This is a genomic window from uncultured Agrobacterium sp. (genome assembly GCA_913777615.1).
Lineage (GTDB): Bacteria > Pseudomonadota > Alphaproteobacteria > Rhizobiales > Rhizobiaceae > Agrobacterium.
In genome coordinates, this window is sequence record CAJYTK010000004.1 from 304605 (window position 1) to 330256 (window position 25652).

Annotated in this window: 21 protein-coding genes; 12 read left to right on the plus strand and 9 right to left on the minus strand. The window is 57.0% G+C overall.

All coding sequences use genetic code 11. The annotated features are described in order from the left end of the window. Positions 1–249: 249 nt before the first annotated feature. Positions 250–1203 (plus strand): extensin family protein, encoded by a 954-nt coding sequence (locus tag QZ862_RS03445; RefSeq protein ID WP_296097512.1) that lies wholly within the window; start codon positions 250–252, stop codon positions 1201–1203. Positions 1204–1244: 41 nt separating this feature from the next. On the opposite strand, the gene QZ862_RS03450 is transcribed toward QZ862_RS03445, so the two are convergent. Further along, a complete protein-coding gene (locus QZ862_RS03450; RefSeq protein ID WP_296097513.1) occupies positions 1245–3491 on the minus strand; it encodes a TonB-dependent hemoglobin/transferrin/lactoferrin family receptor in 2247 nt (748 codons plus the stop codon). Between the two features lie 361 nt (positions 3492–3852). On the opposite strand from QZ862_RS03450, the gene QZ862_RS03455 reads away from it, so the two are divergent. Continuing rightward, positions 3853–4374 carry a TIGR00645 family protein gene (locus QZ862_RS03455; protein WP_296082069.1) on the plus strand — a complete coding sequence of 174 codons (522 nt, stop codon included), beginning with the start codon at positions 3853–3855 and terminating at the stop codon, positions 4372–4374. 209 nt (positions 4375–4583) lie between these two features. Further along, a complete protein-coding gene (locus QZ862_RS03460) occupies positions 4584–5300 on the plus strand; it encodes a LuxR family transcriptional regulator (protein WP_296097515.1) in 717 nt (238 codons plus the stop codon). Positions 5301–5408: 108 nt separating this feature from the next. On the opposite strand, the gene QZ862_RS03465 is transcribed toward QZ862_RS03460, so the two are convergent. The 4 genes from QZ862_RS03465 to QZ862_RS03480 form a co-directional block, all read right to left on the minus strand. After that, entirely contained in the window at positions 5409–6608 is a 1200-nt protein-coding gene (locus QZ862_RS03465) for a DUF2333 family protein (RefSeq protein ID WP_296014491.1), read from the minus strand. A gap of 104 nt (positions 6609–6712) precedes the next feature. Beyond that, on the minus strand, positions 6713–7750 hold the full coding sequence (locus QZ862_RS03470; RefSeq protein ID WP_296097517.1) for a hypothetical protein: 1038 nt from the start codon (positions 7748–7750) through the stop codon (positions 6713–6715). A 265-nt stretch (positions 7751–8015) separates the two neighbouring features. Further along, positions 8016–8465 (minus strand): pseudoazurin, encoded by a 450-nt coding sequence (locus QZ862_RS03475; RefSeq protein ID WP_296082059.1) that lies wholly within the window; start codon positions 8463–8465, stop codon positions 8016–8018. Positions 8466–8596: 131 nt separating this feature from the next. Beyond that, positions 8597–9178, minus strand: coding sequence for a thymidine kinase (locus tag QZ862_RS03480; protein ID WP_296014495.1), 582 nt, complete (start codon positions 9176–9178; stop codon positions 8597–8599). A gap of 284 nt (positions 9179–9462) precedes the next feature. Between QZ862_RS03480 and QZ862_RS03485 the strand changes: the two genes are divergently transcribed. The 4 genes from QZ862_RS03485 to QZ862_RS03500 all read left to right on the plus strand — a co-directional run bounded on the left by QZ862_RS03485 (position 9463) and on the right by QZ862_RS03500 (position 13220). Further along, a complete protein-coding gene (locus QZ862_RS03485) occupies positions 9463–10347 on the plus strand; it encodes a choline ABC transporter substrate-binding protein (RefSeq protein WP_296082071.1) in 885 nt (294 codons plus the stop codon). Positions 10348–10440: 93 nt separating this feature from the next. Beyond that, positions 10441–11292 carry a choline ABC transporter permease subunit gene (gene choW / locus QZ862_RS03490; RefSeq protein ID WP_296014496.1) on the plus strand — a complete coding sequence of 284 codons (852 nt, stop codon included), beginning with the start codon at positions 10441–10443 and terminating at the stop codon, positions 11290–11292. Further along, entirely contained in the window at positions 11289–12335 is a 1047-nt protein-coding gene (choV, locus tag QZ862_RS03495; protein WP_296097520.1) for a choline ABC transporter ATP-binding protein, read from the plus strand. The genes choW and choV overlap by 4 nt, the downstream gene beginning before the upstream one ends. A gap of 567 nt (positions 12336–12902) precedes the next feature. Then, positions 12903–13220, plus strand: coding sequence for a metalloregulator ArsR/SmtB family transcription factor (locus QZ862_RS03500; protein ID WP_296014500.1), 318 nt, complete (start codon positions 12903–12905; stop codon positions 13218–13220). A gap of 314 nt (positions 13221–13534) precedes the next feature. Here QZ862_RS03500 and QZ862_RS03505 read toward each other — a convergent pair whose 3' ends face one another. Then, the gene (locus QZ862_RS03505; protein ID WP_296014501.1) at positions 13535–14704 is read right to left on the minus strand and encodes a DUF3095 domain-containing protein; all 1170 of its coding nucleotides are present in this window, start codon (positions 14702–14704) and stop codon (positions 13535–13537) included. 308 nt (positions 14705–15012) lie between these two features. On the opposite strand from QZ862_RS03505, the gene QZ862_RS03510 reads away from it, so the two are divergent. The 3 genes from QZ862_RS03510 to QZ862_RS03520 all read left to right on the plus strand — a co-directional run bounded on the left by QZ862_RS03510 (position 15013) and on the right by QZ862_RS03520 (position 19114). Continuing rightward, positions 15013–16119, plus strand: coding sequence for a branched-chain amino acid ABC transporter substrate-binding protein (locus QZ862_RS03510; RefSeq protein ID WP_296097521.1), 1107 nt, complete (start codon positions 15013–15015; stop codon positions 16117–16119). A gap of 184 nt (positions 16120–16303) precedes the next feature. Beyond that, positions 16304–18010, plus strand: coding sequence for an adenine deaminase (ade, locus tag QZ862_RS03515; protein ID WP_296097523.1), 1707 nt, complete (start codon positions 16304–16306; stop codon positions 18008–18010). Between the two features lie 150 nt (positions 18011–18160). Continuing rightward, positions 18161–19114 carry an HD-GYP domain-containing protein gene (locus QZ862_RS03520; protein ID WP_296097525.1) on the plus strand — a complete coding sequence of 318 codons (954 nt, stop codon included), beginning with the start codon at positions 18161–18163 and terminating at the stop codon, positions 19112–19114. A 48-nt stretch (positions 19115–19162) separates the two neighbouring features. On the opposite strand, the gene QZ862_RS03525 is transcribed toward QZ862_RS03520, so the two are convergent. Further along, the gene (locus tag QZ862_RS03525) at positions 19163–20836 is read right to left on the minus strand and encodes an alpha-glucosidase family protein (protein WP_296097526.1); all 1674 of its coding nucleotides are present in this window, start codon (positions 20834–20836) and stop codon (positions 19163–19165) included. A 166-nt stretch (positions 20837–21002) separates the two neighbouring features. Between QZ862_RS03525 and QZ862_RS03530 the strand changes: the two genes are divergently transcribed. Together QZ862_RS03530 and QZ862_RS03535 are read left to right on the plus strand one after the other, a co-directional pair. Then, the gene (locus QZ862_RS03530) at positions 21003–21920 is read left to right on the plus strand and encodes a sugar kinase (protein WP_296097528.1); all 918 of its coding nucleotides are present in this window, start codon (positions 21003–21005) and stop codon (positions 21918–21920) included. Positions 21921–22157: 237 nt separating this feature from the next. Continuing rightward, a complete protein-coding gene (locus tag QZ862_RS03535; protein WP_296097530.1) occupies positions 22158–23207 on the plus strand; it encodes a bifunctional monoglucosyl/glucuronosyl diacylglycerol synthase in 1050 nt (349 codons plus the stop codon). Positions 23208–23364: 157 nt separating this feature from the next. Here the strand turns inward: QZ862_RS03535 and QZ862_RS03540 are convergent, their stop codons facing one another. Together QZ862_RS03540 and der are read right to left on the minus strand one after the other, a co-directional pair. After that, a complete protein-coding gene (locus QZ862_RS03540; protein WP_296097532.1) occupies positions 23365–23973 on the minus strand; it encodes a DUF2026 family protein in 609 nt (202 codons plus the stop codon). Positions 23974–24218: 245 nt separating this feature from the next. After that, positions 24219–25643, minus strand: a complete 1425-nt coding sequence (gene der, locus QZ862_RS03545) for a ribosome biogenesis GTPase Der (RefSeq protein ID WP_296097534.1) — start codon at positions 25641–25643, stop codon at positions 24219–24221. Positions 25644–25652 lie beyond the last annotated feature (9 nt).

Consider the following 25652-nt stretch of genomic DNA (forward strand, 5'->3'; position numbering starts at 1 on the left):
AAATAACAAAAAAGCCGCCTGAAATTTCGGGCGGCTTGGACGTGTCGTGTGAACATGACTGGTCAAGGCCGCCTTAGCTGCCCCACCACCAGATCGCAATGTTCTTCGACGTTGTGTTCATGGGCCAAATTGTTAGCGGCAACAGGCGTCCTTGGCAAGCGGATTTGCGGGCACGCCTGAACCGGATGGCTCATTGGCGCGTTGTCGCTTTCGCGCAACCAATTGCGCAACAGGGGGCGACAGACCAACATGCTTCAACGTTTCTTCATTCTGGCCGCGGCATCCTTGCTGATCGCTGCATCCGAACCACCCAAACAGGTTCCAGTTCCAGAAGCCAAACCTCAGCAGGAAACGCCTGAACAGCCAACCTCACCGAAGAAAGGCGAGGCCTCGCAAGAGCAGGTCCAGCCCCCGCCGGAAAACACGGTGCCAAAGCCGCAGGACAAACCCGAGACCCCAAGCTCTCAGGAGGCTGTACCGGCAGGGAGCGATAAAGCCAGCGAGACGGCTAGCGAGAAGAAATCGGAGGATGGAAAGCAGGAGACGGACAAAGCCACGGATGGAAAGCCTGCCGACGGCAAACCAGTCGAGGAAAAGAAAGCCGAGGAACCCGCGCCCGAACCAGTGAAGCAGGAGAACCCGGAAGAGCTGAAAGCCTGTCTGTCGCAACTGAAAGAACTTGGCGCCGAGTTTCGAGAGATCGAGCCAATCAAGGGCGAGGAAGATGGTTGCGGCATTGCCTCGCCGCTGGAAGTCGCCGCGGTGCTGCCCGGCATCAAGCTCGAGCCGAAGGGAACGATGCGTTGCGAGGCAGCGCTCGCGCTTTCCCGCTGGACGAAGGACATCGTCCTCCCCACCGCCAAAATCGCCATGCCCGACCGCCAGGTCACAGCCTTTGGAAACGCCTCGACCTATATCTGCCGCAACCGCAACAGTGCGGCCACGGGCAAGATGTCCGAACACGCCAAGGGCAACGCCGTCGACATTGCCACGATGACATTCGACAAGGGCGAACCTCTGGTGATGAAACCGAGGGCCGAAGACGGCACCATGGAAGGCGCCTTCCAACGCTCCATTACCACCGCCGCCTGTTTGTTTTTCCGTACAGTCCTCTCCCCCGGCAGCGACGCCACCCACCAGGACCATCTGCATCTGGACGTGCTGGAGCGGAAGGGCGGCTACCTGTACTGCCGGCAAAGATGATAGGGCGGCTGACGCCGCCCTATATTCGTGCAAATCGATTTTCAGAATGTCTTCGTCAAAGATACTTTGAAGGTACGACCGGGCTCGGTGTAGTAAGCCGTCGGCTGATTAATAGTGGTAGTGGTGTTTGGATTAATATCGCGTACGCCAACAGCGTTCCAATATGTCTTGTCGAATATATTGTAGATACCTGCCTGAACGCGGAGGCCTTGCAGCGTCTCTGGCTCCCACCAACCGGTCAAATTGGCAATCCCGTAGCCCGGCGCATCGAAGGTTTGGGGTTTGTTGTCGTCCCGCATGCCACCTGCAATCACCCCGGACAGCTCCGTCCCCCACCTTTCCTGCTCATAGCCTATGCCAACTACCGCCTTGACTGGAGCAACAGTCCGAATGAATTCGCCGGAGTTTTGATCCTTGCCATAGGCATAAGCCAGTGAGCCGTGGAGGAAGACGCCGTTGTCAAAGTCCTTCCGACTGGAAACCTCGACGCCGGAGATGTGAACGCTATCACGGTTCGCCCAACTGTTATAGCCATTTGGAAAGTCCGGTGTGGCAGCAAACGTCGTGTCGATGAAATTGCGGTAACGGTTGTGGAATACGGTGAGTTTTCCGCTCAGATCGCCAGCGTCGTAATTAGCTCCGACTTCGAATCCGTTCCCGGTCTCGTCCTTGAGGTTTGGATTGCCGATAACAGTATAGCCGACCGCATTGTTGGTAAAGTTGCTGTAAAGCTCCGTCATAGTCGGTGCGCGGAAGGACATAGACCATTGCGCAAAGAGTTGCACAGCTGTCGTCAGATCATAGGTCGCAAGAAGCTTCGGCGACAAGTGAGAACCGCTCTTATCTCTTGGCAGGCCAAAATAGTTGAAGCCACTATTTCCAGTAAAGCCAGAGGAGTTTTTGGGATTGTAATCGTACCAGTCGAACCGGATTCCTGGCGTCAGTTTAAAACCGCTATCGCCGAATGCGATCTCGTCATCTAGGTAGACTCCAAGGCGAGTGCCATCAACTTTAGGCACATCGGCCTGTGATGCGGACGCTGCTCCGGTAATGGAAGTTAGAAACTGTTTATAATCAAACATTTGCACGTTACCGCCAAACCGAACGGTATGATGGTATGTGCCCGTCTCGAAATTTGAGACCGTGCCACCCGTTAGTCCAAACGCGCTTTCTTCAGTCATATTATGGCGCTCGTAGAGAGTACCGTTGTTCCTGAATCCAAACGAACCAGATTGTTTCGTCAGCCGCTGCCAGTAGGGGGTAAGGCTGGCCGCATCGAATAGGCCACCAGCTTCCGCAGCCTCGTAGCGGTAATCAATCGAGATGCGATCGCGCTTAGTCTCATCGTATCCCCAGTAATCCCCCGGACGAAAAGAAGTGGCCGTCGCGGACGATTGCAATGTCTTTAGATCCGTGTCGATATCCTTATCAAACCGCTCAACCGTAAATCCTATTTTGTGCCTTTCGCCCAGGTCCTGCCGCATCTTGAACATCACGCTGCGCTGGTAACTGTCGGATGGGTTCTTCTTAGTACGCGATATACCGATAATATCGTCGTTACCCTTGCTGTCTAATTCGTGACCACGCTTGTAGCCGCCTTGCAAAAGGACGGACGTTCCTCCCACTCTTTTTGCAATTGCGGCGGAGCCGCTGATGCTCTGATCGGAACTGTCATAACCTGTCTTCGCTATGGCACCCCAATCCTTGTCCGGCCCGATTACGTCTTCAGGTTCGAGAGTATTGAGCACGATCGCGCCGGCGACCGCGCCCGAGCCGATCCGGCTGGAATCAGCACCACGTACGATATCGATCGCTGATAACGACGAGAAATCGAAGCTGTCAGTGCTGTCGCTGATGCCGGTAGTCGGCGAGGAAGACCCGCTTCGCGTCAGGGTTTCCAGATACGGAATTGGGATTCCATCTATGAGGGTGGCGATGCGCGCACCACCAAGCCCGCGGATAAAGGTGCCGCCTGCAACACCCGGGCGGCTGGCAACAAAGTCCACTCCTGGCTCCGTCGTATTGCCGAGATCGCGCAGATTGCTGATGTCCTTCTTGCGGATATTATCTGCAGTCGTGCCGCTCGCAAGCGGCGTGTCGGACGCTGCGTTCGTGGCCGAATTACCCGAAGCGATACGCGCACCCTTGATAATGATTCGTTTCAGCACGGTGGGTTGTTGATCGTCCTGTGTGGGTGCGGGCTGCGCCTCTGCGGCAACGGTAGTGGACAGCACAAGCGCAAGCGCCGTGCAGACGAACAAGGCGGACTGAGAACCGCGGATAAGCATGATTGACCCCCTGATGACGAGCGGCAAGAAGCACGCGCGGCGGTGCGCGCTACAGCCTCGGGCTAGCTCGACGGATATGTGCTGAAATGTGACGGCTATGCCGTGAACGGAGGAGTAGAAAACATGATTGTTCGAGTCAACATAATAAACATGATAATAATTATCATCATTTAGGCGGATGCAATGTGTTGCAATAATGTGACACGAAGCCGGAGACCAGTTGCATACGGCTCAATCGCCAAAAAACGCTGACAACCAAGATTTGCGAACACCACTAACTTGAAGATCAATTTCTTCCGCCTAGATCACCGCTCTACGATCGTAAACGTATCGCAACGCAGGCCGGAGGCGCCCCGCCAATATGAAATCACTTGAACTCATTATCGAACGAATCATTCTTTCAAGCCGCTGGCTTCTGGTCGTGTTTTACTTCGGCCTTGTCGCAGCTCTCGGCGTTTATGCCTTTTCCTTCATCCTGAAGTTTCTCAAGATCGCGAAAAACGTTTTCGTCTACACCGACGCCGAGATGATCCTCGCCATGCTGGCCTTGATCGACGCCGCATTGGTAGCGAGCCTGATCGTCATGGTGATGATCTCAGGCTACGAAAACTTCGTCAGCCGTTTCGATGAAGCTGACGATCAGGTCTCGTTCCTCGGTAAGCTGGATGCAGGTAGCCTGAAGATCAAGGTCGCCTCGTCCATCGTCGCTATTTCCTCCATCCATTTGTTGCAGATTTTCCTGAACGCCAACCAATATTCCGACAGCAAGCTGATGTGGTTCACGATAATCCATCTTGCCTTCGTTGTTTCGGCGGTGATGCTCGGTTTCCTGGAAAAGCTGATGAACAAGCAGAAAGCGTCCAAGGTCAACCCCGACTTGTGAAGCCCTGCTCCGGCAACGCTTGTGAAGGTCCCACACCATAACGCTCGCTGCTTCCTTTTCGGCAACCAGCGAACGGTTATTCAAGTTTAAACGATTAAAAGAATCCGCGGCACATTCAAATGTGTGACTATTGGAAGTAAGGGGTGGAATTTTGTGGTGATTGATATATGCCTCAAGCATAACATATGAGCGCATTGAATGTGGTTAAGATGACGACATTGGAACGGCAGTCACTATTCAGTCAGGAAATCTTGGCTTCTCAGAACCGTTCCGATTGGTTGAAAACTGTCTCCGCCATGGCTGAAACTCTTGGCTTCTCGCACGTGACGTTGATGAAAGTACCGTGCACGGAGGAAAAGCTTCTAGCCCCTATTATCCTCGAGACGACACTACCTGCCAGCTTCATCAGGGCAATGGACGAGCATTCCACGCTGCTGGAATGTCCCATCCTGGGAAAGATCGCCCACTCATCGATACCGCAGTACTGGTCTATGCGCGAAGAGGTCTTTTCGTCCTCGGTTTGCCAAGTCATCAAAGATGGACTGGCACGACAAGGCATTGACACCGGCGTGATCGCACCGATCAATTTTCTGAACGGCCGTCGTTACGTTTTGCGTTTCGAAGGTCGGGCGCCAAAGCCAAGCCAAGCCGTCCTCAACGAAATCGGCATCATCTCCATCCACGCGTTCGACGTATACGACCGCGTTCGCAAGGCTGAAATGGCGGTGCCGAGATCCTTGACGAAGCGGGAGATCGAAGTCATTCGCTGGACATCCCACGGCAAAACGTCGTCCGAGATTGGTCAGATCCTGTCTCTCTCGGACCACACCATCAATGCCTATCTCAACAATGCCATCAAAAAGCTTGACTGCGTCAACAGAACGCAGCTCGTCGCCAAGGCGATCCGGCTGAAGGTCATTAGTTGAGCGTCTGCGAACCTTTTTAAAAAGCAAAATATCGCAACTCGACAAGGACTTAGACCTTAAACACTGACCGCCCTCCCGATGAAAACTCACCGGAAGCGCGATCTCAGTTCAGCGGTCAAGGACGGAGCGCAGTTCCACTAGGTTAGAGCGCACTCTCAGCACGTAAAAACCCATCGTCGCAAGATGCGAAGGCATGATCCATCCGCTTTCGTCACCATTTGAGATAACGAATGGTTGTATCCGCAGGGCTGCCCGCGTCTGCGCCAGCGTATCGTTCCATAGGCTTGTGACATTGCGCTCGCGAATGACCTGCTGGAAATCCACGCCCGCCGCCGAGAGGATGCCGTAGTAACCGTAAAGCTGGCCATAGGCGAACCAGAAGCGATCATCTGCGCGCGTGTCGAACCAGCCGCCATTGTAGTTCTCGGAGCGTTCACGAAGGATTGCGGACGTGCCGCCGATATCGTTGGCGATACGATCGATGAACTGGATCAAATTGTCCGCGCGCGTATCGAAAACCGAGGTACACTGGCTGAGGCTGACATTGAACTTGCGCAGGCTCTCCGCCGCTGAACGATAATAGCTTGGCGTTGGCGTCTTCGGACCGAAGGGGCTCAGACCGAAATACCAGGAATATTCGTCATATTGCAGATTGCCGCGAGCATTCTGAAGGTCGTTATTGATGCCGGAGGTACCGCGAACGCGACCGAGCGTATCGACCAGCTCTACTGCCGTGCGGCGAACCGCCTGGTTTACACCGCGCTGGAAAGACGCCTTGTTATCGAGAAAAGGCGTGCTGTCCCAATCCATGCCGAACAATCCGAGCTTGTACAGCAGCATCGAGGATATCCAGGCATTTTGATCGACATTGAAGTCGATGAGACCTGCCGCGACATCCACCGTGGCGGAAGGCTGGCAGCTGCGCGCAGACGACGCTGGCGCTACCGGAGCCGCAGTAGCTGTCGTTGCCTCGGCCGCAGGCTGCGCGCTGGTTTGCGCTTGGGGCACAGTTGCCGGAGCGGCTGGCAGTTCCTGCCCGGCGCTAACGGTACGGGTCGAAAGCTTGTAATCGTCGACATAATCCGGATTGAAGTTCGTCCAGACCTGGGTTTGCCAGATGAAATAGCCATAAAGACCAAAAAGCAGCACGAGACAGACGGCGAGCGGCGCCTGTATCATCCATGTCCGTTCGCCCGCGTGGCCCCGCCGGGCGCGAAACGGCCAGATCAGCGCTGCACCGATGACCGAAAGGCCCCTTCCAACCGCGCTGAAAATGCGCCGAAAAAACGCCAAAACGGAATCAAGCATGCTCACCTCTCTCGATTGTCATCGGACGGCCAACCCCTATCTGAGTAAGACGCCATCCTCAAATAGGTGCGCGCTGGAGCGTTGCAAAGCGCGCAGCCATCTTTTTAGGTCTGACCCGTGCTTTCAATGGCGACCACGCGAGCGCGCGCGACCGTGTAACGACGCGTAAAGGCATCCTTCACCGGCATCCGGCGCTTATCGATATCATCGAGCGTGATGGTATTATGGGCGTGTATTCTCAGAAGATCGAGAAGATGCGGTCGCGGGACATTGTCTACCTGGGATATATCCTGCATCAGCGCGTCGAGCGTCATCGTTACTGCGCCGTAGAGTTGAATGGCGCGCTCCATATCCAGCACCAGAATGTTATAAAGCGTTGCATGCGCTGAAAGGCGCTGGGTGGCTTGCTGCGAAAGAGCTTCCTGTAACAGAATATGCTCCTCGAGCCGTTCATGGCGCGCCCTCGTCAGGCGATAGTCCCGCTCTTGCTCCTCAAGCGTGAGAGAAAGCGCCTCGCGCTCGGCCTCCAGCACCACCCGCCGCTTGTCATCCGTAACGCTTCCCAGTTTCCATTGCACGGTTGCCAGGGTTGCGTTGATCTCTTTGAGCCGCTGTCGCCCGGCTTCAATCGTCGTTGCCGCTTCCCGACGCTTTTCCATAAGGTCGACCAGCGGCGTTTCACACTTTTCATGAAGGTCGGACGCAGCGCGTTTCTCCTCCGACAGAAGTGCGGCCACATCATCGCACAGAAAAAGCAATCGCTTCAGCTCCTGTGCGATGGCAAGTTTTTTCACCCGCTCGGCCCTCAGTTTCATGGCCTTGCTGCGGGAAAAGAATGTCATCAGCTTTTCATAGCGCGTACGCTCACTGGCCGCGTGGAAGCTTTCAAAGGCTTTCTCGATTTCGCCGGACAGGGAGAGTGTGAGATTGGCAAAAGTTTTCTCGGCCTCGTCATAACGCGCCAAGACCGCATCGAGAGCCTGCCGCTCGGCACCATCATCGCCCTCCTCTTTGACGGCGACATTCCCTGTTACGGAAAAGCCCTTGAGCCGCTCAAGCAGATCAGCCTCGGCCAGGCGCATCGCGCTCACTGCCGCCTTTACCTTTTCAATCTCACCTTCCAGTGGCGGCGTCTTCGCCATGGCGTTCCTCTCCCCGAATCGAGTTGGCACTAAAGCATGATCCAGAAAAAAACGCGCAAAGGTTTTGCGATAACGCCAGGCATTCAACAGAGAATCAAAGCTGAGAGCGTATCGGAAAAGATGGCGACGCGCCCTGTCGTCCTTGAACCAAGCACCGTGCTTTCCTGTAGACCGCCCGCTTTCATTTATCCACGAACGGCCCGATTCTCAACGCGATGGATTAAAGGACAAGCGCATCACCACACCGTCGAGCGGGGGCGCAGCCTCACAGATTGAGCTTCGCCAGCTCCGCGTCCAGGCGGTCGCGCGCCTTCTTCGGCATTTTTCCCGCCTTGACCGCATCGAGATTGCTCGGCGCATCGCCAACAACCACCAGCGCCACCATACCCATGCCGAAATGCGGCGTGCATTTGAAGACGTAGGCGCCCTCTTTGTCCACCGTCACCTTTAGCGCCTCGTTCATCTTACCTTTGGCCTCGGCAACGCCATCCGGCAACAACTCCTTGATCGAGGCGGCGTCATGGCCCTTGTCGACTGGAACGAAGGTGATCACATCGCCGACATTCGCCTTGACCGCTGCGGGTTCGAAGACCATGGCTTCGCCATCCGCTCCCTTGTTCAGCATCTTGATCTCGATCTCGGCAGCCGCAACCGGAAAGCTGAAGATGCCGGCAACGACTGCCGCGGTGAGAAGGTGAAGAACCCTGTTCTGCATAGCGCTTACTCCTGAAAGGGAACCGCTTGATGCGGTCCGTCGGCAAAAGGTCCTACGCCTGAACGAGCGCTGCCTCTTTGACCAGAGTCAAATTGCGCGTGAGATCCTGCCGCCGTGCCAGGAGCGTGCCTTCACTCGCCCTTCACCGCTTCGACCCAGTGGCGACGGCAGAAGGAAATATATTTTTCATTGCCGCCGACGTCGATCTGGGCACCTTCCTTGACGACCGCGCCGCCTTCGTCGAAGCGCGCCACCATGGTGGCCTTGCGACCGCAATGGCAGATGGTCCGGATTTCCCGAAGCTCATCCGCGATGGCGAGAAGTTCTTTCGATGCGGGAAAAAGCTTGCCCTGAAAATCCGTGCGCAGACCGTAGGTCATGACCGGAATATTGAGTCTGTCGGCAATATTCGCCAACTGCCAGACATGGTGCTCAGAAAGGAAGTTCGCCTCATCGATGAAGACGCAAGCCACCGGCTCCTCCGAGTGCAGTCGCGCAACTTCGGCAAAAATATCCGTGCTGTCTTCGAAGATCATCGCATCCGATGACAAGCCGATGCGCGATGCGACCTTGCCGACACCCGCCCTGTTGTCGAAGGCTGCGGTAAAAATGAGCGTGCGCATTCCACGCTCCTGGTAGTTGTAGGAGGCCTGCAGAAGCATGGTGGATTTTCCGGCATTCATTGCCGAATAGTTGAAATAGAGCTTCGCCATCATGGCCTCCGATGCAGGTTTGTGCTCTTTTGCCCCGCACGGAGAGCGGAAGGAAGGGTGCAAGCGCAAAAGTCACAGCTTTCGCTCCGCTCGTCGCAGCCGGTAGCCGACAATGTCGCAAACAGCGCCATTGCCCACGCAAATACGCATGAGTTGATTGTGATTGGCGGATATTGATAATGATACGGGAACAAAAAAGGGAGTAAGCAATGCTTGCACAACATCGTCGCTGTCTGGTTCTTGCCGCGGCAGTCTCCGCAATCGCAGTCTTTTCCTCGAGCGCCATGGCGGCTGAAGCCAAAAGCTGCGGAACGGTTCGCTTCTCGGATGTCGGCTGGACCGACATTACCGCAACTACAGCCACTGCATCTGCCATCCTGAAAAGCATTGGCTACGAAACCGACGTCAAGCTTCTCTCCGTTCCGGTTACCTACAATTCTCTGAAAAACAAGGACATCGACGTCTTCCTCGGCAACTGGATGCCGACGATGGAAGGCGACATCAAGCCTTATCGCGAAGACAAATCCGTCGAAACCGTGCGCGAGAACCTGACGGGCGCGAAATACACACTCGCCACAAATGCCAAGGGTGCCGAACTCGGCATCAAGGACTTCAAGGATATCACAACCCATAGCAGCGAACTCGGCGGCAAGATTTACGGCATCGAGCCCGGCAATGACGGCAACCGCCTCATTCTCGGCATGGTCGAAAAAGATACCTTTGGTCTGAAGGACTTCCAGGTAGTGGAATCCTCCGAGCAGGGCATGCTGGCGCAGGTAGCACGCGCCGATAAGGCCGGTGAGCCCATCGTATTTCTCGGTTGGGAACCCCATCCGATGAACTCCAACTTCAAGCTGACCTATCTGACAGGCGGCGACGACGTCTTCGGCCCGAACCTCGGCGGCGCGACGATCTACACGAACGTTCGCAAGGGTTATCTGGATGAATGTCCGAATGTCGGCACCTTCCTGAAGAACCTGCAATTCTCGCTTCCGATGGAAAACGAGATCATGGGCAAAATCCTGAATGACGGCATGGAAGGCGAAGCCGCAGCCACCGCATGGCTGAAGGCCAACCCGAGCGTTATCGAGCCATGGCTTGCAGGCGTGAAGACCAAGGACGGCAGCGGCGATGCGCTGGCGGCAGCCAAGAAGAATATCGGCCTGTAACGGCCGGTAAATTTCCTATCACGCCCGGCTTCCGAACGCTTGAGCGTCGGAAGCCGAATAAATGAACCCGTTCACGAAAGGCAAAATCTTACCGTGGAATGGCTCAGTGCACCCCAAAATCGTTTACCGGTCGGTCGTTATGCCAAAGAGGCAATTGACTGGCTGACCACAAATCTTTCTTTCTTTTTCGATTGGTTAGCCTTTATTTTCGGAAGCGTCATCGACGCCATCCTCTATGTCCTCCAGGCGCCCCACCCCCTTGTCATAGTGGCGATACTGACCGCGCTCTCCGCCTGGATGAGACGCTCGATTGGCATGCCGCTCTTCACAGCCCTCGGCCTGCTTCTCATCATCAATCTCGGATACTGGAAAGCAACGACCGAAACGTTGGCGCTCGTGATTGCCGCAAGCTCGGTCTGTATGCTGATCGGCATTCCGCTTGGCATCCTCGCGGCTCGGCGAAAATGGGTCTATAGCGTCATGCGCCCCGCGCTGGACCTGATGCAGACGATCCCGACCTTCGTTTATCTCATCCCTGCACTCGTGCTTTTCGGACTGGGCATGGTGCCGGGCCTCATCGCAACCGTGATCTTCGCGGTCCCTGCTCCCATCCGTCTCACACGTCTGGGCATCATTTCCACGCCGCCGGCGCTGGTGGAGGCCGCAGTGGCTTTCGGCGCAACGCCGTCACAGGTCCTGCGCAAGGTCGAACTGCCCTTCGCCATGCCGCAGATCATGGCGGGCCTGACCCAGACCATCATGTTATCGCTGTCCATGGTGGTCATCTCGGCGCTCGTCGGCGCAAACGGTCTTGGCGTGCCTGTCGTGCGCGCCCTGAACACCGTCAACATAGCGATGGGCTTCGAAGCGGGTCTTTGCATCGTCATCGTCGCGATCATTTTGGACCGGCTGTTTCGCCTGCCAGGCTCGGAGGATGAGGCATGAGTGACGCAATCATCTTCGGAAACGTCGATATCGTCTTCGGCGACAATCCCAGCGCCGCCCTCCCTATGATCGATGCAGGGCGAACCCGCAGCGACATCAACAAGGAAACCGGCCTCGTCCTTGGCGTCGCCAATGCCTCGTTGTCGGTCAAGGAGGGCGAAATCCTTGTCCTGATGGGTTTGTCGGGCTCTGGCAAATCGACCTTGCTACGCGCCGTCAACCGGCTTGCCCCTGTGGTGCGCGGCAATGTCAGCGTCAAGACCGACACCGGCTTTGTCGATCCCTACATGGCGTCGACGAAGGTACTGCGAGACCTTCGTGCGCGCACCGTATCGATGGTCTTCCAGCAGTTCGGCCTTTTGCCCTGGCGAAATGTGGCTGACAATGTCGGCTTCGGGCTGGAGCTTTCAGGCATGCCGGAAGCCGCACGCAAGAAGCGGGTGGCCGAACAGCTCGAACTCGTCAATCTGTCCGACTGGGCCAACCGCAAGGTGGGTGAACTTTCGGGCGGTATGCAGCAACGCGTTGGCCTTGCACGGGCCTTTGCGACCGGTGCGCCGATTCTTCTGATGGACGAGCCGTTTTCAGCTCTCGATCCCTTGATCCGCAGCCGTCTCCAAGATGAGCTTCTCGAGTTCCAGAGCAGGCTGAAGAAGACGATCCTCTTTGTCAGCCACGATCTCGACGAGGCATTTCGCATCGGCAACCGCATCGCCATGATGGAAGGCGGTCACATTATCCAATGTGGCACGCCGCAGGACATCGTTCGCAACCCTGCCAATCAGTATGTCGCGGATTTCGTTCAGAACATGAACCCGATTTCCATGCTGACGGCAGCAGATGTCATGCGGCCTGGCGTAACGGCAGAAACCGGCAACATGCCGGTCGTTGCGACCGCCCGTCCCTCTTTGCCGCTGGTCGATATACTGGACGCGATGGCAAAACAGCCAGGCACCATCGGCATTGTCGAACACGGCGCGGTTATTGGCACGATCGGCCCGGAGGATATCGTTCGCGGTTTGACGCGTCATCGCAATCGATGATGTCCTCGCGGCAAAACGATCAGCGGCCTTAACCGAAGAGCTGCCTTGACACGAAGAAGCAGAGCACCACAGATCAAGCGGTGCTCTGCAGGCAAACAACAGATCGCAACGCCTGAAGATGACTGAGCGCGCTGTCTAAAGACAGATCAAACAAAAATGACAATCGCCCAAGCACGCAAGAGTAGAACCCACCCGCGCGTCACACCGACGACCCGGTTCTACCTGAGATGGGTTAGCACTTGATTTTAGGCGGTCATGACACCAAGCCTAAAACACCGATGGTGGAGCCCAAAAACTGCCCAAAAACAAAAAAGATCATTTGACCGTCTGTTTGGCGATAAACATTTCTTATTTTTCATCTGAAATGCCGAAATTCAGAAAATGATGCTAAAAAATACACCGACCAAACGGAAATATATTATTCAACAAAACACTAATAAAGAATAGCCTTTACCTTAGATTTAGGTATATACAGTCCGGGTTCCGCATTGATACACTATCACCTATTGGGGGCATTCGTGCCTCAGGGGAGTGGCCAAGGGGCGGCTTCGATTCAGGAGAGCGTGAATGACGACGCAGACATTATCAGAACAAGCCAATTCGGCGGCAGGCCTTCTGTCGGCAATGGCAAACCCGAAAAGGCTGATGATACTGTGCAGCCTCGTCGAAGGCGAAGTCCCGGTGGGCGTTCTTGCAACGCAGGTTGGATTGAGCCAGTCGGCACTATCGCAGCACCTTTCGAAGCTCCGCGCACAGCGGCTGGTCAAGACGCGCCGCGATGCGCAGACGATCTACTATTCCAGCACATCAGACTCCGTCAAAAAAGTCCTGGCGACGCTGGAAGAGATTTATTGCGCGCAAAGCGATAACAAGTCTGCAGCCTGAACGCATGAGCAGCTGATAGAGTCCGCTGCTCCTGGTTTTTGCTTAATGTCGGCCAGCCAGCAACGCCGGATATTTTTCGGCAATTGCCCATCGGCTTTATGGTCTTGAATACCAATTGCTTCACGTATGTCTGCGCGCACACTGCACTCAGGTCAGAGTTGCTCGTCAGAGGAAACGGCGATCTCTCGGCAATAAAGCGTCCTATGCGCGTCTCGTTGGACGCACATAGGACGCTTTATGTTTTTTATCGAAGCATCGTGCTTTTCTGAAAAGCGGCCCCGATTTTCGAACGGGTACAGTCGATCCCTTAGGTTTCAGGCTGATAAAGCCGCTTGCTCCTTGAGTATTTGCGCGGCACGCGCATAGCCACCGGCGGCGCCGTCCACGAAATGCATGTGGTCTCGCGAGAGCGGGCTCGGGACGATGCACGTCATCAACGCAGCGCCCTGCTCATGCAGACCGTAGAAGCACACGCCGTCCCGTTCGGCGCTTCCTAGCCGCGCCTTGATCAGGGATAGGCGGTGACTATCCACATCGACTGTCATCTTCAAACCATCGTCGAACTTGCGGAAATCCGTATTGCTGGCCACCGCACTTTTGTACTGAACCGGATCGAAGCGCCCGATTGGCTTTCGCAGCCGGTAGAGAACACTAATCAACACTGTCTGAAACGCCACCCAGCACCCTTTGCGCAGTTGCGACAGCCGATCGCCGAAGCCGGACAGCGCCTTGGCTTCCATGACGAGTCCATCGCGAATGAAGCCAAGCGGAGGCCCTTCGACCGGAACCGGATGTCCACCGCGACCATCCTCGTTGGCAAGGCTTACGATGTCAGCCACCAGTCGCCGAAAGCCTGTCATGTCGCCACCTGGACGCGGCATCGCGATGATCGACACGACGGTTCCGTACCGCGCCTCGATGGGGTTCCAGCGACACGAAAGACCTGATAGGTCGGGCCGCTCGCCGGGTGTAGCGCTCTCAACCGTATAGCGTCCGCCCTTCATCTGCATGTCTGCCCAATTGTTTCCCCCACCCGAAAACATCGCATAGGAAACATCGTCGCTCGCCTGAAACCGCGCCACGCGTACGTCCAGTCCTTGCGCCCGGATTTCCGTCACCGGAACGATGGCCGCTCGCAATGCCAGCCCAAGATCGTCGCTGACCCACGCCCGCACCTTCGAGAGAGCGTCGCGGGAAGCATCGATCGCGTTGGGCGGGACGGCAATCGCCGCGCCGTCTCCTCCGAAAACAAACGGCAGGTCGTGACGTTGAAGCGCGTTGAGAACGGCAGAAATGACACCGGCGCCGGCCATGTTGACAGCCTTGTATCGACCGCTGGCGATTGCTTCAGTGGAATCGACGATATCGGCAAGCGCCAGCACCCAGCCGTCCGGCAGAGGTCGATAAAGTGCTGGCTCCGCGACGTCCTCGAAATGCCGGAAGACAGGAAGGGTGCGTAGAAATTCTTCATCGGACGACAGCATACCCGCATTATCCTCCCCGCTCGTTGCAAAAGCCAGTGGTGATCTCAGGATATTCAGGGCAAGCAGCGCAGATCGTAGCATGCTCGCGATAACATAGCTTTTACCTGAGCTTTTACGCCGGCGGGACCGTTTCGGATCAAACACGGCTTGCTAAATTGCCATCGCCTTGCCACAACGAGCGCCGGGGTACGGAATTCAAATGTGAAACGGAACTCCTTTGCCCGGAAGACGAAGGCTTGCCTCGAGCAAGCTCGCGTAGCCACAGCCGGGTCGCATCGGGCAAGACGCCCAACCCAAGGAGAAATTGAATGAAAACCAAGATTTTGACGGGCCTGGCCCTTGCCGCGTCCGTGGCCTTCGCACCGGCAGCGCGTGCCGATATCGTCATCGGTCTGGTAGCACCGCTCACGGGTCCAGTTGCCGCTTATGGCGATCAGGTGAAGAACGGCGCCCAGACGGCCGTGGATGTCATCAACAAGAATGGCGGCATTCTCGGTGAGAAGGTTGTTCTCAAGCTGGCGGACGACGCAGGCGAACCGAAGCAGGGCGTATCTGCCGCAAACCAGCTGGTTGCAGATGGCGTCAAGTTCGTCGTTGGCCCCGTCACCTCAGGCGTTGCCATTCCGGCCTCCGACGTTTTCGCTGAAAACGGCGTTGTGATGGTGACGCCGACGGCGACTGCACCGGATCTCACCAGCCGTGATCTTTGGAACATTTTCCGTACTTGCGGTCGTGACGATCAGCAGGCCGAAGTCGCCGCCAAATTTGTTCTGGCGCAGTTGAAGGACCGGCAGATCGCCATCATTCACGACAAGGGCGCCTATGGTAAAGGCCTCGCGGATGCGTTCAAGAAGACCTTGAACGAAGGCGGCGTAAAGGAAGTCATGTATGACGCCCTGACACCGGGCGAAAAGGACCTGAGCGCGCTGACGGCGCGTCTGAAGTCGGAAGGCGTGGATGTCGTTTATTTCGGCGGCTACCATCCTGAAGCCGGCCTCCTGGTCCGTCAGCTGCACGACATCGGCGCCAAGGCGACCGTGATTGCCGGTGACGGTCTGTCCAACTCCGAATTCGCCAACATCGGCGGCACGGCTGCCGACGGTACCATCTTCACCAATGCCGCCGATGCGACGAAGAGCGCCGATTCCAAGGCTGCGTCCGAAGCCCTCAAGGCCGCTAACATCCCGGCAGAAGCCTTCACGCTCAACGCTTACGCAGCCGTGGAAGTGCTCAAAGCCGGCATCGAAAAGGCCGGCTCTGCTGAAGATTCCGAAGCTGTTGCCAAGGCGCTGAAAAGCGGCGAACCGATTGCGACTGCCATCGGCAAGCTGACCTATGGCGAAACGGGCGACCTGACCTCGCAGGCCTTCTCGCTCTACAAGTGGCAGGGCGGCAAGATCGTTTCGGCACAGTGATGCGTGGCGTCTCGCTTGCCTCAGCCTCGTAGTCGCGGCTTGAAGCAAGCGGTACGACACCAGACAATCCGACCGAAACATCGACTTGATAGACCGGGCGCGTTCTTCGCGCCCGGTTTTCTTTTGCATGGGGATGCCTTTCCGGGCTTAATTGGCCAAGGCAAGAATCGAAATGAGGTACAGCGTGGGATCTGAACTTGAACGCAGGATCGACCAGGGTGCGGGGCGCGAAAAGGCAGATATCGTCCTGAAAGGCGGTCGCTTTTTCGATCTTGTCACTGGCGAAATTGTCGCCTCCGACATTGCGATCTGCGGCGATACGATTGTCGGAACCTGTGAGACCTATCATGGTGTCGAGGAAATCGACATCAGCGGCAAGATCGTCGTTCCCGGCTTCATCGATACCCATCTGCACATCGAATCATCCTTGGTCACGCCGCATGAGTTCGACCGCTGCGTTCTGCCTTATGGCGTGACGACCGCGATCTGCGATCCGCATGAAATCGCCAATGTGCTGGGCGCGCAGGGTATTCAGTTTTTCCTGGAGTCCTCACTGCAGACCATCATGGATATCCGTGTCCAGTTGTCTTCCTGCGTACCGGCCACGCATCTGGAAACGGCGGGCGCTGACCTTCCCATTGAAAAGCTTCTCCCCTTCCGCGATCACCCCAAGGTCATCGGCCTGGCAGAGTTCATGAATTTTCCGGGCGTGATCCACAAAGATCCGATCTGCATGGCGAAACTCGAGGCGTTTCAAGGGCAGCATATCGACGGGCACGCGCCGCTTCTTTCCGGGACAGGGCTTAACGGCTATCTCTCGGCAGGCATCCGCACAGAGCATGAATGCACCAGCGCAAAAGAGGCGCTGGAAAAAATTCGCAAGGGCGTTCATGTTCTGGTGCGCGAAGGGTCCGTGTCCAAGGATCTGCACGCGCTGATGTCGATCATCACAGAACGCCTGTCGCCCTATCTGGCTCTCTGCACCGATGACCGCAATCCCCTCGATATCGCCGAGCAAGGCCATCTGGATTATATGATCCGAACCGCAATCGCCAACGGCGTAGAGCCCCTTGCCATCTATCGCGCAGCCTCAATTTCGGCGGCAAGAGCCTTCGGCCTGCGAGACCGAGGTCTTGTGGCGCCGGGCTGGCGCGCGGATCTCGTGGTGATCGACACATTGCAGAACTGCAAAGCGGAAATGGTCTTTTCTGCGGGCAGACACGTTACGCCAGAGCTTTTTGCCACGCGCAAACCCGTCGCACCAGTCGGCCTCGACAGCGTCAAGGCGCGGCCCGTTCTTGCGGCACATTTCGGTGTGCCGGCAAGGCAAGGAAAAACGTCCGTTCTCGGCGTGCTGCCAGGCAAGATCATCACCGAACATCGCCGTTTCAAACTGCCGAGCGATGGCAATCAGACGACCGTCGATCTCGACAACGACATCATCAAAGTGGCCGTCATCGAACGGCACGGAAAGAACGGCAACCATGCGAACGCCTTCGTGCAGGGTTTCGGCCTGAAGAGAGGCGCCATTGCATCCACCGTCGGGCATGACAGCCACAATATCTGTGTCGTCGGCGTCAGCGAGGACGATATGGCGCTTGCGGCCAATCGCCTGGGAGAAATCCAGGGTGGCTTCGTTGTGGTGGAGAATGGAGAGATCACTGGCGAGATTGCCCTTCCGGTGGCCGGTCTCATGAGCCTGGAGCCCTATGAGACGGTGCGCGATACGCTGCACACGCTGCGCAAGGCCGCCTATGCGCTTGGCACCACGTTGGAGGAACCCTTCTTGCAGGTCGCGTTTCTACCGCTTCCGGTCATTCCACATCTCAAACTTTCGGACAAAGGGCTGGTAGACGTGGATCTCTTCCAACTCATTGATGAAGCGCCTTGACTAAAAATGGGCAAAGTCGCGGAATGACAATAAAAACCATGCATTGAGCTGGAGTTTTACTTCACGATCAATCAGATGATAACATCAATTTAATACAGCGTAACTATCGTATATACATCTATCCTTGACCGATAAGATGGGAGAGAAATATTGGTCATAAAGCGCATCGACAAAAATCAACTTGAAATTGGGATGTTCGTCGAAGCGATAGAAGGTCCGTGGCAAAACGATTCATCCGTTGGGAGACGTTTTGTTGTCAAAGACGCTACTCAACTGGCATCAATCTTGAACGGCAAAGTCAGCGGCGTTTTCATCAACACCGCACTTGGCAACAACACCGTTCGAGACAACAGCGCCCGACCGGCCTCAAAAAGCATGAAGTCTGCAACCAAAGAGGAAAAACTTCTCGTCGCGCAGCAGATTCATTCTCAGGCGGACGAGACAAGAACGCTTCTTCAGGGCGTCTTCGAGGGTAAAGACATCAGCATAGATGCCTTCACTCCGCTTGCCGACGACGTTGGCCGGACGATGGACGAAAATCCCTCGCTTTTCATGGGCATGTCTCGCCTGCGGTCGCGCGATACGGCCACCTTCGTGCATTCGCTCTCCGTCGCAGCGCTTCTCGTCCACTTTGCCCGGTCGCTCGAGATGGACGAAAAGACCGTCCAGCTCTTGTGTATTGCAGGCCTGCTGCATGATGTCGGCAAGCTCGCAATCCCGATCCATATCCTGCACAAACAGGGACCGCTCGACGCTGAAGAAAGAATTATCGTTCAAAATCACACTGAACAAGGCCATCGGATTCTGAAGAAGCAGGAGGGCATGCCTCAGATCGTTCTGGACATCTGCCTTTCTCATCATGAACGTCTGGACGGCAAGGGCTATCCGAACGGAATAAAAAGTAACAAGATCAGCAACGAGGTCCGGATGAGCACGATCTGCGACGTGTTCGACGCGCTGACCTCGGCCCGCTCCTACAAGAAAGGCTGGTCGTCGCAACAGGCCCTGACCTGGATGATGGCGCATGAAGAGCAGTTCGACAGGACACTCCTGCGCCGCTTCATCATCAGCCTCGATCCGGAGATGACCAAGGGCGTGATCTGAGAAAGCATGTCGCGTGAAGGCGTAACGGCCAAGTAAAAGCTCGACCGATCACACCTTCTCCACGCGACCGCAAAAGGCATCCAGCGGCTCCAGCTTCACGCCGTCATTGTGGAATGTCGGCTCAAACCCCGGCAGTCCCAGATGCTCGATCAGGCGAAGCTCCGGCGGCAGACGGAAGTCGACGGGCCGGCGTGTCAAATTGAAGACAAAGAGCAGTCTCTCGCCGTTCTTGTGACGGGTAAAGACCAGCACATCCTGATTGGTTTCCAGGAACTCCATAGCACCGTCACGAAGACAAGAATGGCTGCGCCGGAAGGCTAGCATCGCCTTATAGTGATTGAGAACCGAATCCGGCTTGCGCTCCTGCCCGTCGGCGGCCAGCATCGCGTGGGCGTAGGGAACCGGCAGCCAAGGCTTTTCGGCGGTGGTGAAGCCGGCATGCGGTTTGCCTGTTTCCCACACCATCGGCGTGCGGCACCCGTCGCGACCCTTGAAGGCAGGCCAGAAGCGGATACCATAGGGATCGCGCAGATCCTCGAAGGCAAGGTCGGCCTCCGTCAGCGCCAGTTCCTCTCCCTGATACAGGCAGATGGAGCCGCGCAGCGATGCCAGCACGCAAATCGCAAGTTTCGCGACACGGGTCTGCTCCTCCACATTTTCCGCAAAGCGCGTCAGATGGCGTATCACGTCATGATTGGAGAAGGCCCAGCACACCCAGCCGTCGGTCACGGCTTTCTGGAAACCATCGACTGCGCCGCGAATATGGCTGGCTGTGAAGTCCGGCCCAAGCAGATCGAAGGTGTAGCACATGTTGAGCTTGTCATTGTCCGCCGTGTAAGCAGCAACCGTTTTCAGCGAACGTGCGCCATCGCCCACCTCGCCCACGGTCATTCGCCCCTCATACTCATCCAGAAGAGTACGAAAGCGTTTGAGAAAGGCGAGATTCTCGATCTGTGTCTTGTCGTAGAGATGGCTCTGCATACCGTAGGGATTGACGTCCGGCGCATCGAGACCGGCATCGTCACTATCGGGTTCGTGCGGCGGGTTGTTACGCAGCAGCTTGTCGTGGAAGTAGTAGTTGACCGTGTCGAGGCGGAAACCGTCCACACCCCTCTCCAGCCAGAACCGGACGGTTTCCAGCAGTGCATCCTGCACCTCCGGATTATGAAAATTAAGGTCCGGCTGCGAGCCGAGGAAGTTGTGCATGTAATATTGCTTGCGCACTCCATCCCATTCCCAGGCGGGCCCGCCGAAAACGGAGAGCCAGTTGGTGGGCGCCGTGCCATCCGGCTTCGGGTTTGCCCAGACATACCAGTCCGCTTTCGCATTGGTGCGGCTGGTCCGGCTTTCCTTGAACCACGGATGTTGATCGGACGTATGCGAAATCACCTGATCGATGATGACCTTCAGTCCCAGCCGATGCGCCTCGGCGATCAGCGTGTCGAAGTCCGCAAGTGTGCCGAACATCGGGTCCACGTCGCAATAATCCGAAACGTCATAACCCATATCCGCCATGGGCGAGGTAAAGAACGGCGAGAGCCAGATACCATCCACGCCGAGCGCATGGATATAGGGCAGATGTTTGGTGATGCCGGCAAGATCGCCGAAACCGTCCCCCGTCGTGTCCTGAAACGAGCGTGGATAGACCTGGTATATGACCGCTCCCCTCCACCAGTCTGCATCGTGAACTTTGTGTCCGGTGGTAGACGTGGCTTGCGGCATGAACGATCTCCGAAGTGAAGGTGCCCAACCATATAAAGCCCAGACTGATCCGTAAACGGCGAATGCCGATTGAATGTGAGATCGCGCCTTCAAACGGCATCCATCGCCCTTGCAAGCGGGGCTGTGGCGTCGTAATGGCGAAGCGTCACGACACGAGGAGAGTGCAGTGGGTGGACGGTTTCTTTCGATCGGCGAATGCATGGTGGAGCTTTCGCAGGCTGGCGACGGTCTTCTGCGCAAGGGCTTTGCCGGGGACACGCTGAACACCGCCTGGTATGCACGCGCCTGCCTGCCGCAGGACTGGTCGGTGGATTATTTCACCGCGCTCGGTGACGATCCGCTCTCTCAGGAAATGCTGTCCTTCATCGAAGGTGCTGGCATCGGCACGAAACACATCTCCCGAATCCAGGGCGGCACGCCCGGCCTCTACCTCATCAATCTGAAAGACGGCGAGCGCACCTTCAGCTATTGGCGCAGCACCTCTGCCGCCCGCCAGCTTGCCACCGATGCCGACCATCTGCGCAGCACCATGGAGGCTGCCGATATCGTCTATTTCTCCGGCATCACGCTCGCCATTCTTGCCACCCCGCTAGCGGTCGACAGCTTCCTGTCTGAACTGCGTCGTGCGAAAGCCGCTGGAAAACAGGTGGTCTTCGACCCCAATATTCGCCCCCGCCTTTGGGCCAATCGCGAGATCATGCTGGAAACCATCACAAACGGCGCGCGCGCGGCTACGCTCGTCATGCCAAGCTTCGACGACGAGGCGAGCAACTTCGGCGATGTCGATGTGGAAGCCACCATTGCCCGCTACCGCGCACTCGGCGTCGCCAATATCGTGGTGAAAGATGGCGCAAAGGGCGCGACACTCGATTTCGGCGGTGAGCGCAGCCATGCGCCAGCCGTTCAGGCGGTCAAGGTCGTGGATACAACGAGCGCCGGAGACAGCTTCAACGGCGCCTTCCTTTCACGTTTCGTCACCGGCAGCACACCGGAAGAAGCCGCAACCTTTTCGGCCAAGGCAGCGGCAACCGTCATCGGTCACCACGGCGCTCTGATCAGCCCCGAGCTCCTGCCCAAGGCATAGAAGACGAGGACAGTCTGTTCGAGACCTGTCGTTGTGCTGCCGAAAATGTCGATTTCGGGAACCGGAGCGCCGCCTGCCGAGCGTCGATCAGCACCGCAAGCATGGGAAATTGCCATTTCCAGGCAGCCAACGGGGATTGTTGGATAGGCTGTGACATGATGCTGTAACACGTCCGTCGCATACACGCGAAGGCCGGTAAATCACCGGGAGTCGCAAGTGCGCGAGGGTCGGCACAGCATGACCAGAATTACCATCGTCACGGATGCCTGGCATCCACAGGTCAACGGCGTCGTCCGCTCCATCGAGAACACCAATGCCGAGCTGGAGCGCATGGGTGTGGACGTCTGCATGGTCACGCCACAAAGCTTTCACTCGATACCCTGCCCCACTTATCCGGAAATTCGTCTCTCAGTCGCAAGCTATCGTCGCGTTTCGGCAGAGATCGAGAAGGGGCAGCCGTCCTACGTCCATATTGCCACGGAAGGTCCACTCGGCTTCATGGCGCGCCGCTGGTGCATCAAGCACGGTATGCGCTTTTCAACGAGCTACCACACGCGCTTCCCGGAATATGTGGCGGCCCGCTTCCCCGTGCCGGAAAGCTGGCTCTACGCTTTCGTACGCTGGTTCCACAATGGCGGCAGCGCCTGCATGGTGGCAACGCCAAGCCTTGAGACGGAACTCCAATCCAGGGGCGTCAAGAACCTCAAGCGCTGGAGCCGCGGCATCGACGCCAAGCTCTTCCGTCCCAGACCGAAGGACGAACGCCCCTTCGGCCTGCCCCGCCCGATTTTCATGACGATCGGCCGCGTTTCGGTGGAAAAGAACCTCCCCGAATTTCTCGATCTTGATCTGCCGGGCTCCAAGGTCGTGGTGGGCGACGGACCCGCGCGCACCGAGCTCCAACAGAAACACCCGGACGTCCTGTTTACCGGCGTGAAGACCGGTGAAGACTTGGCAAGGGCCTATGCTCAGGCCGATGTCTTTGTCTTCCCCTCCAAAACCGATACCTTCGGCAACACCATTCTGGAAGCGCTATCGAGCGGCGTTCCCGTTGCAGCCTTTCCGGTAACCGGTCCGGTTGATATTCTCGGCGGTCATCCGAAAGCCGGTGCGCTGTCTGAGGATCTGCGCAAGGCCTGCCTTGCCGCGCTGGATTGCTCACCGGAAGCAGCTCTTGCGGTTTCCCGCAACTACTCCTGGGAAAAGGCGTCGCGCCAGTTCCTTGACAATGTGACCTCTGCGGCAACCAGCGGCCTCCCGGGCTTCTGCGCCGCCCATGCGCTGTGAGCGGATTACGAGTGAGCGGCCTGCATTTTCAGTAGACGCACGCGCCCATTACTGTCAGAAGGCGTCAGGACGCGACTGCCGTTATCTTTAGAACGGGGTCGGGCTGCTGATTGACGTCAGGCGGCTGCCGCGAGGTTACGCAGGCCGTCCTATTTACTCACCACGAACCGATCAGCATATTGCCGACAAGCGGAATAGTGCGGCTTTTGCCGTTGCTGTCGCTGACCGAGATGTCACTCTGCATCTGCTTCGGCGATTTGCGAAACCAGCCGGCGGCGATCGAGGCGAGATCGCCGATCATGCCATGCTTGCGCCAGTCGGCAAAGCGCTTGGCCATCGCATCTGCTTCATGCTTGAAGAAGAAGTCGCCCGACTGCGAAAGGTCGTTGATGGAAGAAGCCATGGATGACAAGGGCTTCTGAAACATCTTAGCCGGAACCGAGAGACCCTGCGCGGCCTGCGGAAACGCCGGTGCCATGAAATCGATGACCCAGTCCTCCGCCTCCACCCAGCAATGGAAGTTTTCGCCAGCACCCGTCACATGCCCGTCATCGCGATGATCGGCAAAGAGCAGCATCGTGCCGCCGAGGTTATAGGCCGCCAGCCCACCCTTCGGCTTCGCCTTCACCTTGTAATGATGCTCCAGAATGAACGCGCCGAACGTGCTGAAATACATAGACGCCGTCGCCGGATCGGCGTTCTCGTTGAGAAGCAGGCTGTTGATGACACGATAGATGCGATGATAGTCGCTCTGCTTGATCAGCATGATGTTTGACCTGTCATTTCAAGTTCGTAAGACGCATGCGGGCGGTAGGTCGCGATGTTGGCATGGACAAAAGACGCTCTCTCCCGCGCCGCCAATTCCTCTGCCGTCATCCTCGGCCTTGAGCCGAGGATCCACAAAGTCACCGTCAAGCGCTTCCAAACATGGATCCTCGCCTCAGGGCGAGGATGACGCAGAGCGTGGAGTGACGGACTTACGGACTTACGCGTGCCTCAACTTCACACCGACTACCGCTTCTTCGCCTTGTGCTCGAACGGATTGTCGGAGCCGCGATAATGCACCCGGATCGGTACGCCCGGCATATCGAAATCCTTGCGCAGACCATTGACGAGGTAGCGCGTGTAGGATTCCGGAATAGCCTCAGGCCGGGTGCAGGAAATCATGAAGGCCGGTGGGCGAGCCTTGACCTGCGTCATGTATTTCAGGCGCAGACGACGGCCCGATACAGCCGGTGGCGGATGCTGGGTGACCTGCATATCCAGCCAACGGTTAAGCTTGGCGGTGGAGATGCGGCGGTTCCAGACCTTGTCGGTGTCGATGATGTTCTGCATCAGCCGGTCGAGGCCGTAGCCCGTCTGGCCGGAAATCGGCACCGCGCGAATGCCGCGCGCCTGTGGCAGAAGGCGCTCGGTCTTTTCGCGCAGATCGGCAAGAAATGCCTGCGCGTCTCCCACCAGATCCCACTTGTTAAAGGCCAGAACCGCAGCGCGGCCTTCGCGAATGACCAGATCGACGAGCTGCAGATCCTGCTTTTCGAAAGGAATGGTCGAATCGAAGACGATGACGACGGTTTCGGCAAAGCGGATGGAGCGCAGCGAATCCGCCACCGAAAGCTTCTCGAGCTTCTCCGTCACCTTCGCCTTGCGACGCATACCGGCCGTGTCGAACATCTTGATGGTGCGGCCGCGCCAGTCCCATTCGACCGAAATACTGTCACGCGTGATACCGGCTTCCGGGCCGGTCAGAAGACGGTCTTCACCGAGGAAGCGGTTGATCAGCGTCGACTTGCCAGCATTCGGACGGCCAATAATCGCCACACGCAGTGGCTTGGTATCGTCATAGGCGGGCTCGTAATCTTCGTCTTCTTCCTCGTCGCCGGAAAGCACGACATCGGTTTCGGCCTCTTCGAAAGCGTCGTCCGGCGGAAAAGCAACATCTTCCCCAATAGCGGCAACGATGGCATCGCGCAGATCGATCATACCCTGACCATGCTCGGCGGAAATCGGGCATGGCTCGCCAAGACCGAGCGTATAGGCGTCATAGAAACCGCCGTCCGAGCCACGCGCTTCGGACTTGTTGGCAACGAGCACGACGGGCTTTCCGCGACGGCGCAACATTTCACCCAGCGTTTCGTCGGCAGGAGTAAGGCCATATTTGGCGTCCACGACGAAGAGCGTCAGATCGGCTTCCTCGATCGCCTCTTCCGTTTGCGCCCACATGCGGCCCTGCAGCGTCTCCGGTGCGGACTGCTCGAGACCTGCGGTATCGATGATGGTGAAACGCAGGTCTATGAGCTTTGCGTCGCCCGGACGACGGTCGCGGGTAACACCCGGCGTGTCGTCCACGAGCGCCAGCTTCTTTCCGACCAGACGGTTGAAAAGCGTGGATTTGCCGACATTCGGACGTCCGACGATGGCGACGGTGAAAGTCATGATAGTGCC